Below are 12199 nucleotides of genomic sequence, written 5' to 3'. Positions count from 1 at the left end.
TACTGCGAAGTTTATTAGCGGCGAGAGCAAAATCAAGCCAAGCGAAAAGATCAGTTCTACAACTCGAGGTTATCATGACAAAGTATATGATTGCGGCGGCTACCGTTGCCGTAGCGCTCCCCCTTTCCCTGACCACAGCTTTCGCTGCGACCAAGACAGCCAACATGGGCGTGTCGATGACGATCGCGGACGAGTGCACCATTTCGACCGACACACTCGCCTTCGGCACTGTCAGCGTGCTTGACGCCGCCGCGGACGCGACCGGCAATATCACGGTGAAATGCACCGCGGGCGCGACTTACCAGATTGGTCTCAGTGCCGGCAGCGGAGATCTAGCCTCGGTCGCCACGCGCTACATGACGAACACCAGCGATACCAGCGTGAAGGCTGCCTATTCGATCTACCAGGACAGCGGCCACACCACCGTGTGGGGCAATACGCCCGGGACCGACACCGTCGGCAATACCGCCACGGGCGATGACGAAACCATCCCGTTCTACGGTCAGGTCAACGCCGGCCAGAGCATAGCGGCAGGCGACTACGCCGATACGATCGTTGCGACGATCACCTACTGACAGCAAGCGTTAGAATACGGGGAATAACATTTATGTCTTTGTTGCGCTTTTCTACCGCGTGCGTGATTGCGTGTATGCTCGGCAGCTCCGCCGACGCCACATCGCTGCGGGTTTCACCGGTCAGGCTTGATCTGAACGGCGGCACTGCGACGTCCACGATCCGGCTTTGGGACAGTGGATCGACCCCCACCAATGTCCAGGTGCGCGTCTACCGCTGGACCAAGGTCAACGGCCGCGACCGGCTCGATCCGACCACCGACGTGGTGGCCAGCCCTCCGGTCACGAAACTGGCTCCCGGCCGGGAAAACCTGATCCGGGTGGTGCGTGTCGCCAAGAAGCCGATCAGCGGGACAGAGACCTATCGCCTGCTGATCGACGAGCTGCCGGATCCCAAAAAGCGCGTTGCCGGCCAGGTCAATGTCGTGATCCGTCACTCGATCCCAGTGCGCTTCTCCGAATAGACCTGGTGATGCGATATCATTCCGGCCTGGCATTGTTCGTCGCCGGCTGCGTCGCGTTTGCTGCGTCTGCCAATGGGGAGACCGGATCCGGGGAAAACACCTCGGATCCGGCCGACCCGGCGGCGTCGACGCCTGTGCCGGATGATGGTCTCGATCTTTATCTTTCGGTATCGGTAAACGGCCAGCCGACCGATCTCGTCGCATCCTTTCATCAGTCTGCGAACGGCAAACTCTCGATCGAGGTCGACGAGTTGCGCAGTGTCGGCATCACCCCGGCAAAATCGGCGCGGGCGGCGGATGGCCGCATCTTGATCGATCGCTTGCCGCATGTGCGCTATGTCTTCGACGAGGCGCAGCAGACGATCGATTTCGTCGCCGCGGATGCCCAGAGGGCACCCAAGGTGATCGACGCCCGGCCGTCGCAGGGGGCTGCAGAAAAGAAGCCACGCCTGCAGGCGCAATCGGTGACCGGTGCGCTTCTCAATTATCGGTTGACCGCCGCAACCGACAATTCGGCGGAAGACGGCGATTTCAGCTTTACCGGGCTGAGCGGGTCGTTCGAGGCCCGGCTATTCGGGCCACTCGGCGTGCTCGACAACACCTTTATCGCCAGCACGTCCGGCAGCGACTATTACGGCACGAAGCGGCTCGATACCACCTGGCGCTACTCCAGCGAGTCGTCGATGACCACCTTCAGCGTCGGCGACGTCATCACCGGCGGCCTCAGCTGGACCCGTCCGACCCGTCTCGGTGGCGTGCAGATCCAGCGCAATTTTGCCCTTCGCTCCGATCTGGTCACCTTCCCCGTGCCCGAGCTTTCGGGCAGCGCGGCGGTGCCCTCCACCGTCGATGTCTATCTGAACAGCATCCGGCGCTACTCCGGAAGGGTCGACGCCGGCCCGTTCCAGATCGACAACCTGCCGATCGTTGATGGCACCGGCAATGCCCAGGTGGTGGTCACCGACGCCCAAGGGCAGCAGGTAACCACCAACAGCAGCTTCATCACTTCCAACCGGCTGCTGGCACCGGGTCTGAAGGATTTCTCCGCCGAGATCGGCTTCGCACGCCAGGGCTATGGCAGCGAATCCGACCGTTACGATCCACGGCCCTACGGCTCGGCCACCTTGCGCTGGGGACTGACGGACTGGCTGACCGCGGAAGCTCATGTGGAAGGCGGCGCCGATCTCGTTAATGGCGGGCTTGGCTTCGTGTTCGCCACCGAGCCCACCGGGGTGATATCGCTTTCGGCGTCCGGCAGCTATCACGATGGTGAAGGCGGTCAGCAGATTGCCGTTTCGCTCGAACGGCAATTCGGAGAGCTGCACCTTTCCGGCCGCATCCAGCGCGTCTTCGGCACCTATGATGACATCGCGTCCGTCACCGCGACGAGCAGCGGGGACGACACCGAGTACTACAGCCGGTCGATCCGCCCGCCACGCGCGCTGGAGCAGGTCTCGGCCTCCATCCCGCTGCCCTTCAGCGAATCCAGGCTGAATCTCAGCTTTGCCCATGAACAGACCGATGCCGGCAGCGACGACAAGTTCCTGAGCCTTTCAACCAGCCGTCGGGTGTTTAACGACAGCACGCTGAGCCTCTCCTTTTTCAAGGATCTCGGCGGCAGGGACACCGGTGTATTTGCCAGCCTGCTCGTACCCCTCGGCGAGAGGACGACCTCGTCGACCTCGGTCTCCTCCCAGTCCGATGATTTTACCGCCATCGAAACGGTTTCGCGCACGCAGGGTCAGCAGGTCGGTGACTACGGATGGAGCATCTCCCGGCAGCAATCGGACGATGCGGTCAACAGCGCTTCGGCAAGCTATCGCTCCGCGGTCGGTCAGGTCAGCGGTCGCGTCGACCAGCGCGGCAGCAGCGCGCGCGCATCCGTGAGCGTCGACGGTGCGGTGGTGGCCGCCGGCGGCGGCCTTTTTGCCGCAAACCGGATCGAAGACGCCTTTGCCGTGGTTGACGCAGGTGCGCCCGGCGTCGATGTCCAGTACGAGAATCGCCCGGCCGGCAAGACCAACCGCAACGGCAAGCTGCTCCTGCCGAAACTGAGGGCCTATCAGGCAAACAACGTGTCCATCGATCCGGCGAACCTGCCGCTGGATGCCGTGGTCAACGACACCCGCCAGAAGGTCGTGCCGGCCGACCGCTCCGGCGTCGTCGTCAAGTTCGATGTCGACACCCACGCCAATGCGGCATTGGTCACATTCCGATCTGCGAACGGCCAGGTGATCGAGATGGGCGCCAGCGGCACCACCAGCGCTGACGCCGACCCCTTCGTCGTTGGCTATGACGGCCAGGCTCTGGTGGAGCAGTTGAAGGCCGACAATCGCATCACCATCACCCGTCAAGACGGCAGCACCTGCGTCGCGACTTTCTCCTACAAGCCCGATCAGGGCCAACAGGTGGCCATCCCCGATGCCGTATGCAAACCTTGAGCGAGCCTTCGCTGTCCTCTTCTGGATATTCCTCGTTGCCATCATGGCTGCGGGCCCTATCAGCCGGGCCGAGGCGGCCACGTGCAGCGTCGCCGTCGACGCACTGAATTTCGGCAATGTCGACACCTTGTCCGGTCTTGAGACCAGCACCACGGCGAATGTGGCAATCAGTTGCAGCAGTGTCAGCCCCAATGCACGCGCCGTCACCATCTGCGGCAATTTCGGCGCTGGCAGCGGCGGCGCGTCGAGCAGCGCCCGCAAGCTGCGGTCCGGCAGCCATTCGCTCGACTTTCAACTCTCTAGTTCGAGTGCCGGCGGCGAACCGTGGGGGTCTTACAGCAACACCTCGCTGGGCGCCCCGCAGAGGATAGTCTTGTCACCGTCCCATAAAGCGGCGAGCGGCACGATCACGCTCTATGGCACCGTGCTCGGCGGACAGCCGACGGCAGCGGCCGGGAGCTATGCCTCGACCTTCGGCGCTGCCGATACCGCCTTCTACTACGCCGAGGGCACCGCTCTGAACTGCTCGGCGCCAACCTCCGGCAGTCTGGCGCAGACGAGCTTCACGGCTTCGGCAAGCGTGGCGGGCAATTGCCTGATCGACGTTACTGACCTCAATTTCGGCATGCATGGCGTCATCGACGAGGATGTGACAGCCGAAGGCAGCGTCGACGTCACCTGCACACCGGGCACCGCCTACATGATCTCCATGGATGGCGGCCTTTCGGGCGCAAACGATCCACAGCGACGGCTGATGCGGTCCGGCACGCACACGATCGCCTATGGCCTCTACGCCGATTCGACCTACAGGGTGCCCTGGGGCAACACCGACAGCGACAGGGTGTCGGGAACCGGAACGGGCGACGCGCAGGTCATTCCCATCTACGGCCTTGTCGAGCCCCAGCCGGCGGCGGCCGGCTCCTACAACGACACGGTGGTCGTCACCATCACCTATCCATGACAACGCCGGGACGGCAGCAGCCGTCCCGGCGCAGATGCTAGCAAGCGGCAAGCGCTCAGTGCGCTTCCTTGGCCGAATAGACCGACTTCTTCGTCAGATAGAGCAGCGCCGAGAAGATCAGCAGGAACACCATGACCATGAAGCCGGTACGCTTGCGCTCTTCCAGATGCGGCTCGGCTGCCCACATCAGGAATGCCGAGACGTCATGGGCATACTGGTCCACCGTCTCGGGCGAACCATCGTCATAGGTCACGACCCCGTCGGACAGCGGCGGCGCCATGGCCAGCGACGGAGCGGCGGCGAAATACGGATTGAAATGCGTCCCCTCCGGCACGGTAACGCCCTCCGGCGGCTCCTGATACCCCGTCAGCAGCGAGTAGATATAATCCGGCCCGCCTTCCTGATACTGGGTAAAGATGTCGAAGATGAAGGTCGGGAAGCCGCGTTCCACGCCGCGTGCCTTGGCCAGCAGCGACATGTCGGGCGGTGCCGCGCCATTGTTGGAGGCCGCAGCCGCCTCCGGATTGGCGAAGGGCGACGGGAAATAGTCCGAGCCGACGGCCTTGCGGTTGAACATGTCACCGTCGCCGTTCGGGCCGTCCTGCACTTCGTATTCGCCGGCAAAGGCCTTGACCTGCTCCTCGGAGTAGCCGAGCTCCCCGAGCGTGCGGAAGGCCACCAGCTGCATCGAATGACAGGCCGAGCAGACTTCCTTGTAGATCTTCAGGCCGCGCTGCAGCTGGCCCTTGTCGTATTTGCCGAACGGTCCGGCAAAGCTCCAGCTCTGGTTGCGAGGCTTGAGGATCGGGTAGTGCCCCGCCTCCATCGCATGGTGGACTTCGGCTGCCAGCCCCTCATGCTCCTCGCCTTCCTGGGCCGCGGCGGGTGCCGCTGCCTGGAAGACCGACATGAGCGACATCAGCGCGATGCTTGTCACAAGCTTTTTCATTGTGTGCGTTCCTTTCGCGCTGTTCTTCAGGCCTTGGCGTTCTTTGCGAGAACCGCCTCGGTGATCGAATTCGGCAGTCTGCGCGGTGTTTCGAAGATGCCGAGCAGTGGCATGATCACCAGGAAGAAGCCGAAATAGTACAAGGTGCCGAACTGGGCCATCAGCGTGTAGAGATCGCTGGGCGTGCGCGAACCGAGCCAGCCGAGCAGGACGCAGTCGACGACGAAGAGCCAGAAGAACAGCTTGTACCAGGGACGATAGACTGCCGAGCGGACACGCGAGGTGTCGAGCCAGGGCAGGAAGAACAGAACGATGATCGCGCCGAACATGACGAGCACGCCACCGAGCTTGGAGTCGATGAACAGGATGTTGAAGGTGATCGCCCGGAGCATTGCGTAGAACGGCAGGAAATACCATTCCGGAACGATATGGGCCGGGGTCTTCAGCGGGTTCGCCATGATGTAGTTGTCGGCGTGTCCGAGGAAGTTCGGCATGTAGAAGATGAACCAGGCATAGGCGATCAGGAAGATCGACACGCCGAACGCATCCTTGAGCGTCGCATAAGGCGTGAACGGCACCGTATCGGTCTTCGACTTCACCTCGACGCCGGTCGGGTTGGTCTGGCCGGTCACATGCAGGGCCCAGACATGCAGCACGACGACGCCGGCAATCATGAAGGGCAGCAGGTAGTGCAGCGAGAAGAAGCGGTTGAGCGTCGGCTGATCGACGGCAAAACCGCCGAGCAGGAACTGCTGGATCCACTCGCCGACCCATGGGAAGGCCGAGAAGAAGCCGGTGATGACGGTGGCGCCCCAGAAGGACATCTGTCCCCAGGGCAGGACATAGCCCATGAAGCCGGTTGCCATCATCAGCAGGAAGATCACGACGCCGAGGATCCAGAGGATCTCGCGCGGCGCCTTGTAGGAGCCGTAATAGAGGCCACGGCCGATATGCAGGTAGACGGCGAGGAAGAAGAAGGATGCGCCATTGGCATGCATGTAGCGCAGCAGCCAGCCGTGGTTGACGTCGCGCATGATCTTTTCGACGGAATCGAAGGCCAGCCCCGCGTCGGCGGTATAATGCATGGCCAGCACGACGCCGCTGAGGATCTGCACGATCAGCATGACCGACAGCATCGCGCCGAAGGTATAGGCGTAGTTCAGATTGCGGGGGACGGGATAGGCGACGAAGCTGTCATAGACCATGCGCGGCAGCGGCAAGCGCGCATCGATCCATTTCTCAACCCCGGTCGACGGTTGATAGCTAGAATGACCACTCATTATTCAATTCCCCCCTCAGCCGATCCTGATCACGGTATCGGACGTAAACGCATAAGTCGGAATATGCAGGTTCTCCGGTGCCGGACCCTTTCGGATACGACCGGCCGTGTCATAGACAGAGCCGTGGCAGGGACAGAACCATCCGCCATACTCCCCCGACTGACCGAGCGGCACGCAACCCAGATGGGTGCACGAGCCGATCATCACGATCCAGTTTTCCTTGCCCTCGCCCGCCGACCGGTCCAGATCGCTGGCCGTGGCGTCCGCCGCCAGGTTGGCGTTGCGCGAAACCGGGTCCTTCAACTCGGCCATCGGCACGCTCTTGGCGTCCTCCACTTCCTTTTCGGTCCGGTTGCGGATGAAGACCGGCTTGCCGCGCCACTTGACGGTCAGCGACATGCCCGGCTCGAGCGCCGAGACATCGACATCGATGGAGGCCAGCGCAAGCGTGGAGGCATCCGGGCGCATCTGGTCGATAAACGGCCAGGCAACCGAGACGGCACCCACCACGCCGGCCATGCCGGTCGTCAGGTACAGAAAATCGCGGCGAGTGGGCTCGCCCTGAAGATCGCTATGTGTTTCGTGTTCACTCACGGCTTGCTCGTCCCTTTCGCAGTGGTTGCGATACCCGCTTCCGCCTCGTCGGCCCGTTGTCCCTCTGGCGTTTCAAAGCTGCCACAGATTCTCCTACAACGTGCCGGTTTCTAAGCTTGATAACCGAATATGTCCAGTCTGGACAGGGGGATGACGGCAGTTTGTCGCGGGCGAAATACTTGACGGATGTTAGTTTTAGCCGCAAACAACAAGCAAAACCGCAGGCGCAGCATTGCATTGCCGCAAATTGTTGCATCGCACTCTCAGATGGCGCATTCTCCGCCGACCCCTGCGCGAAAATCAACACGAGCCTTCATGAAAAACAATCTGGCGGCAGCGTGCTGTACCCTGGTCTCGGTAGCACTCTTCCTTCTTGTCCTGCGTTTTGTCGCCGATTTCTGGCTTCTGGGCATTGTCTACAGCCTGCAACTGCACATCGCCGTGCTGGCGGCCCTCGGCGCCCTGCTGGCCGTTATCCTCGGTGCCAGGCGCTTCGGCTCGCTGCTTCTCGTCGCGGCTCTCGCCGTCGCACTGTTCACGCTGCATCTTGAAAACCGGATCCAGCCCAAGCAGCACGCGCTGGCGGCGGGCACGCAGACGCTGAAGCTGGTCTCCTTCAATATTCTGGGGAATAACCGCGCCAATGGCGGCCGGATCGCCGACATGATCGTCTCGTCGGGTGCCGACCTCGTCTACATCTTCGAGTCGGCGCCGCTCAGACCCTATGTCGACACGCTCGCAAAAGCCTATCCCTACAGGGTCGGCTGCGGCGCGGTGGTTGCCTTCTGCGACGTCATGATCTTGTCGAAACGTCCCTTGAGCGATCCGCGCATGCTGGCGCTCAGCGATCTGCGCCAGGAGCGGCTGGCAACCGCCGATATCGATGTCGGCGGCGTCACCGTGCATCTGGGCGCCGCCCATGTCAGCAAGCCCTATTTCGACGCCTATCATACCCAGGAACTGGAAGCGCTCTCCGCCTTCATGCATCCGCGGCCCGGCCCATGGATCATAGCCGGCGACTTCAATGCCGCGGCCATCGCCCCCGACATGCAGGCTTTCGTGCGCCGGGATGCCATGACCACGACCGGCTGGGAGCCGGCGACCTGGCCGACCTGGGCCGGCCCCTTCGGCGTGCCGATCGACCATGTCTTCGTTTCGAAGTCGCTGTCCGCCCGATCGATCGCCCGCATACCCGAGGCCTATGGCTCGAACCATTATGGGCTGACGGCCGAGATTGCCGTTCCACCTGCCGGACCCCAGAGCATTTCCAGGTAAAGTGTCGTCGCGGCTTTCCGTCCGGAAATGCGTGAAAACAAAAAACTTGAGCACCTCAGGTGAACGCGTGTTTACCGGGCATGCTCCGGCAGCAAGGCTCAGCGCGAGGCGACACTCGGTGGCGCGGTGTCGGGTTCGCCGGCGAGAAAGCCGCCCGACTGACGCGCCCAGAGATCGGCATAGAGGCCCCCGCGTTCCAGCAGTTCGGCATGGGTGCCCATCTCGATGATCCGCCCCTGGTCCATGATCACCAGCCGGTCGAGCGCTGCGATCGTCGACAGACGGTGGGCGATGGCCAGCACCGTCTTGCCCTGCATCAGCCGGTCGAGATTGGCCTGGATCACCGCCTCGACTTCCGAATCGAGCGCCGAGGTCGCCTCGTCCAGCACCAGGATCGGCGCGTCCTTCAGCATCACCCTGGCGATCGCGATGCGCTGGCGCTGGCCGCCGGAAAGCTTGACGCCGCGTTCCCCGACCTGCGCGTCGAAGCCCTTGCGGCCGCGGTGGTCTTCGAGCCCCTCGATGAAATCGAGCGCCTCGGCACGCTCGGCGGCACGGCGCAAGGCGTCGTCGCCCGCATCCTGCCGGCCGAACAGGATATTGTCGCGAATGGAGCGATGCAGCAGTGCCGTATCCTGGGTCACCATGCCGATCGACGAGCGCAGGCTTTCCTGCGTCACCTGGGCGATATCCTGCCCGTCGACCAGAATGCGGCCCTTCTCCACGTCGTAGAAGCGCAGCAGCAGATTGACCAGCGTCGACTTGCCGGCACCGGAGCGCCCGACAATGCCGACCTTTTCGCCGGGCCGGATCTCCAGCGTCAGATCGTCGATCACCGGCCCCTTGTGGCCGTAACCGAAGCTGACGCCCTCGAAGCGGATATTCGGCTGCCGGACGTTCAGCGTCTGCGCATCCTTTGCATCGACAAGACCGATCGGCCGCGAGATCAGTTCGGCGGAATTCTGGATGGTGCCGATATTGCGCATGATGCCGTTCAGCTGGGTCATCATCCGTCCGAGCAGCATGTTGAGCCGCAGCACGAGGCCGAGCGTGAAGGCAACCCCGCCGACGGTCATCGAACCCGCCATCCAGAGTTCGACGCAAAGCCATGCAACCGTGGTGATCATGATGCCGGAGAGGATGGCAAGCGACGAGCGCACGGCCGTCAGCAGCCGGGCAAAAGGCTGCAGCGTCGACTGGAAGCGGTCGAAGCCCTCGCGGATATAGTAGTCGTTCTCGTCCTCGCGGCCGAACAGCTTCAGCGTCTGGATATTGCCGAAGCTGTCGACGATCCGGCCGTTCAGCATCGATGACGCCTCGGCCGTCTCCCGGGCATGAAAACGGATGCGCGGTACGAAATAGCGGGCGAGCAGCGAAAAGATCAGCACCCAGACGGCGATCACCGCCGCCAGCCGCCAGTCGAGCTGGCCGACCAGCGCCATGGTCGAGACGGTATAGATGATCATGAACCAGCAGACCTGCAGCAGCGAGGTCAGCAGATCGCCCGTCGCCTGGCCGGCCGACCAGACCTTGGTGACGATCCGGCCGGCGAAATCGTTCTGAAAGAAATTGATCGATTGCCGCGCGACATGGGCATAGGCCTGCCAGCGCACCAGGTTGAAGAAGTTGAGCACGATGACCTGCTCTTCGACCAGCGCACCGACTGCCGTCACCAGGAAACGGCCGAGCAGTACCACGCCGCCCATCACCATCAGTTCGGTGCCGTGGTCGGCGATCAGTCCGCTCCAGCCGGCCTCGCGCGGCGCAGCCCCCAGCATGTCGACCAGCCGACCGACGAACCAGAACAATGCCGCCTCGAGAACGGCGACCGCTCCGCCGAACAGGGCCATGGCGGCGAAGGGCCCCTTGGCCTGGCGGACATAGAACCAGACGAAGGACCAGACGTTCTCAGGCGGCCGCAGCGCGCGGCGGGCGGAAAACGGATCGATCCAGTGTTCGAAGAGGCGGGCGATGGAGCGGAAAATCATGAGAGCTCATATAGGCGCCTTTTGACCGACGGCAAAGCGGCGGACGACGCCGCCGCACATGCCGTCCCCGCCGCCCAAGCCCGGCCCGAAAAACCGGACGGGCCGAGGCACGCACTGTGCCACAGCGGCAACACATGCGTATTTATATGAAATAACAATTTGGCAGCGAAACATTTCCCCGGTTTTGGCATTAAGAAGATGTCACCCCGCATGGCGTTTTTCGTCGGCGGTCCCTCCTCCACCGTTCGGGATCCTCCCTCCCGAATATTCCCATTTCGTATTTTCCATCGAGGTATTTCCCTTGGTCGCAATTTCCTCCTCCGCCCCCGCCGGCGCGACGCCGACGCATGGCACTGCGCCGAATTACCGGTTCGCACTCATCGCCTTGACATCGCTTTTCTTCATGTGGGGCTTTATCACCTGCCTCAACGATATTCTCGTTCCGCATCTGAAAAGCGTGTTTTCGCTCAACTACACCCAGTCGATGCTGATCCAGCTCTGCTTCTTCGGCGCCTACTTCCTGATGTCGCTGCCGGCCGGCGCCGTGGTCAAGCGGATCGGCTACAAGGGCGGTATCGTGGTCGGCCTGGTGATCGCCGCCATCGGCTGCGCACTGTTCGTGCCCGCCGCCACGTCCAGGCTCTACCCGGTCTTCCTCGGCGCGCTGTTCGTGCTGGCAACCGGCATCACGCTGCTGCAGGTGGCTGCCAATCCCTATGTCACCGTTCTCGGCCCGCCGGACACGGCAGCCAGCCGGCTGAACCTCACCCAGGCCTTCAACTCGCTCGGCACGACGATCGCGCCGATGTTCGGCGCCTTCATGATCCTGGGCACTGCGGCTGCCGCAACCGCCAACATGACGCCGGAACAGCTGGACGTCCTGCACGCCACCGAGGCCAGCGCCGTCAAGCTGCCCTATATGGGTCTGGCAGCCCTGCTGCTGATCCTCGCGGCGGTCTTTGCCGCGCTGAAACTGCCGGTCGTCGAAGGCAATGACGAAATCACCCCGATCGGCAGCGCCCACGGCTCGGCCTGGTCCTACCGCCATCTGGTCCTCGGTGCCGTCGGCATTTTCGTCTATGTCGGCGCCGAAGTCAGCATCGGCAGCTTCCTGGTCAACTTCTTTGCCGAGCCGTCGATTGCCGGCCTGTCGGAAGCCGACGCCGCCCATTACGTCTCCTATTTCTGGGGTGGCGCGATGATCGGCCGCTTCATCGGCGCATTTGCCATGCGCTATGTCGACGACGGCAAGGCGCTCGCCTTCAACGCCCTGATCGCCGGCATCCTGCTGCTGGTGACGGTCTTCACCACCGGTACCACCGCCATGTGGGCCGTTCTGGCGATCGGCCTGTTCAACTCGATCATGTTCCCGACGATCTTCTCGCTCGCCCTCCACGGCCTCGGCCGGCTGACGAGCCAGGGCTCGGGCATCCTGTGCCTGGCGATCGTCGGCGGCGCCGTGCTGCCGGTTGCTCAAGGGGCGCTGGCCGACACCATCGGTGTCCAGCTGGCCTTCCTGATGCCGGTGATCTGCTATGTCTACATCGCCTATTACGGCCTTGTCGGCCACAAGCCGCGTACGACCACCGCCTGATCAGCGGTCGGATCCAACAACGACAACGGCGCGCCTCCGATCGGGAGGCGCGCCGTTTCTCGTTCCGATCCGCAAAGGACC

The 12199-nt window shown here is 62.8% G+C and carries 10 protein-coding genes; 6 read left to right on the top strand and 4 right to left on the bottom strand.

What is annotated here, in order from left to right:
* Nucleotides 1–74 precede the first annotated feature (74 nt).
* From J2Z17_RS20025 to J2Z17_RS20010, 4 genes are all read left to right on the top strand, one after another.
* Nucleotides 75–575 (top strand): Csu type fimbrial protein, encoded by a 501-nt coding sequence (locus J2Z17_RS20025; RefSeq protein WP_209947542.1) that lies wholly within the window; start codon nt 75–77, stop codon nt 573–575.
* Nucleotides 576–649: 74 nt separating this feature from the next.
* Nucleotides 650–1036, top strand: coding sequence for a fimbrial biogenesis chaperone (locus tag J2Z17_RS20020; RefSeq protein ID WP_209947540.1), 387 nt, complete (start codon nt 650–652; stop codon nt 1034–1036).
* 8 nt (nt 1037–1044) lie between these two features.
* Nucleotides 1045–3477 (top strand): fimbria/pilus outer membrane usher protein, encoded by a 2433-nt coding sequence (locus tag J2Z17_RS20015; protein ID WP_209947538.1) that lies wholly within the window; start codon nt 1045–1047, stop codon nt 3475–3477.
* On the top strand, nt 3458–4438 hold the full coding sequence (locus J2Z17_RS20010) for a Csu type fimbrial protein (protein ID WP_209947536.1): 981 nt from the start codon (nt 3458–3460) through the stop codon (nt 4436–4438). The genes J2Z17_RS20015 and J2Z17_RS20010 overlap by 20 nt, the downstream gene beginning before the upstream one ends.
* Before the next feature lie 55 nt (nt 4439–4493).
* On the opposite strand, the gene J2Z17_RS20005 is transcribed toward J2Z17_RS20010, so the two are convergent.
* The 3 genes from J2Z17_RS20005 to petA are packed head-to-tail and all read right to left on the bottom strand — an operon-like array spanning nt 4494 to nt 7261.
* Nucleotides 4494–5387, bottom strand: coding sequence for a cytochrome c1 (locus J2Z17_RS20005; protein WP_209947535.1), 894 nt, complete (start codon nt 5385–5387; stop codon nt 4494–4496).
* Nucleotides 5388–5413: 26 nt separating this feature from the next.
* Nucleotides 5414–6667, bottom strand: a complete 1254-nt coding sequence (locus J2Z17_RS20000; RefSeq protein ID WP_209947533.1) for a cytochrome b — start codon at nt 6665–6667, stop codon at nt 5414–5416.
* 15 nt (nt 6668–6682) lie between these two features.
* Nucleotides 6683–7261, bottom strand: coding sequence for a ubiquinol-cytochrome c reductase iron-sulfur subunit (gene petA, locus J2Z17_RS19995; RefSeq protein ID WP_209947530.1), 579 nt, complete (start codon nt 7259–7261; stop codon nt 6683–6685).
* Nucleotides 7262–7576: 315 nt separating this feature from the next.
* On the opposite strand from petA, the gene J2Z17_RS19990 reads away from it, so the two are divergent.
* Entirely contained in the window at nt 7577–8536 is a 960-nt protein-coding gene (locus J2Z17_RS19990; protein ID WP_209947528.1) for an endonuclease/exonuclease/phosphatase family protein, read from the top strand.
* A 98-nt stretch (nt 8537–8634) separates the two neighbouring features.
* On the opposite strand, the gene J2Z17_RS19985 is transcribed toward J2Z17_RS19990, so the two are convergent.
* Complete coding sequence (locus J2Z17_RS19985; RefSeq protein ID WP_209947526.1) at nt 8635–10524, bottom strand: ABC transporter ATP-binding protein; 1890 nt, start codon at nt 10522–10524, stop codon at nt 8635–8637.
* Between the two features lie 310 nt (nt 10525–10834).
* On the opposite strand from J2Z17_RS19985, the gene J2Z17_RS19980 reads away from it, so the two are divergent.
* A complete protein-coding gene (locus tag J2Z17_RS19980) occupies nt 10835–12118 on the top strand; it encodes a sugar MFS transporter (protein ID WP_342454441.1) in 1284 nt (427 codons plus the stop codon).
* Nucleotides 12119–12199 lie beyond the last annotated feature (81 nt).

Source organism: Heterorhizobium halophytocola (genome assembly GCF_017873095.1).
Taxonomy (GTDB): Bacteria; Pseudomonadota; Alphaproteobacteria; order Rhizobiales; family Rhizobiaceae; genus Allorhizobium; species Allorhizobium halophytocola.
Note: the sequence above shows the minus strand (reverse complement) of the source record. Positions and strands in the feature narration are given on the sequence as shown.

Excerpts from the sequence above, each read along its gene's own strand:
- J2Z17_RS20020 (WP_209947540.1), top strand. The coding sequence starts at position 650 with ATGCTCGGCAGCTCCGCCGACGCCACATCGCTGCGGGTTTCACCGGTC.
- J2Z17_RS20010 (WP_209947536.1), top strand. The coding sequence starts at position 3,458 with ATGCCGTATGCAAACCTTGAGCGAGCCTTCGCTGTCCTCTTCTGGATA.
- J2Z17_RS20005 (WP_209947535.1), bottom strand. The coding sequence starts at position 5,387 with ATGAAAAAGCTTGTGACAAGCATCGCGCTGATGTCGCTCATGTCGGTC.
- J2Z17_RS20015 (WP_209947538.1), top strand. The coding sequence starts at position 1,045 with ATGCGATATCATTCCGGCCTGGCATTGTTCGTCGCCGGCTGCGTCGCG.
- J2Z17_RS20000 (WP_209947533.1), bottom strand. The coding sequence starts at position 6,667 with ATGAGTGGTCATTCTAGCTATCAACCGTCGACCGGGGTTGAGAAATGG.
- J2Z17_RS20025 (WP_209947542.1), top strand. The coding sequence starts at position 75 with ATGACAAAGTATATGATTGCGGCGGCTACCGTTGCCGTAGCGCTCCCC.
- J2Z17_RS19985 (WP_209947526.1), bottom strand. The coding sequence starts at position 10,524 with ATGATTTTCCGCTCCATCGCCCGCCTCTTCGAACACTGGATCGATCCG.
- J2Z17_RS19990 (WP_209947528.1), top strand. The coding sequence starts at position 7,577 with ATGAAAAACAATCTGGCGGCAGCGTGCTGTACCCTGGTCTCGGTAGCA.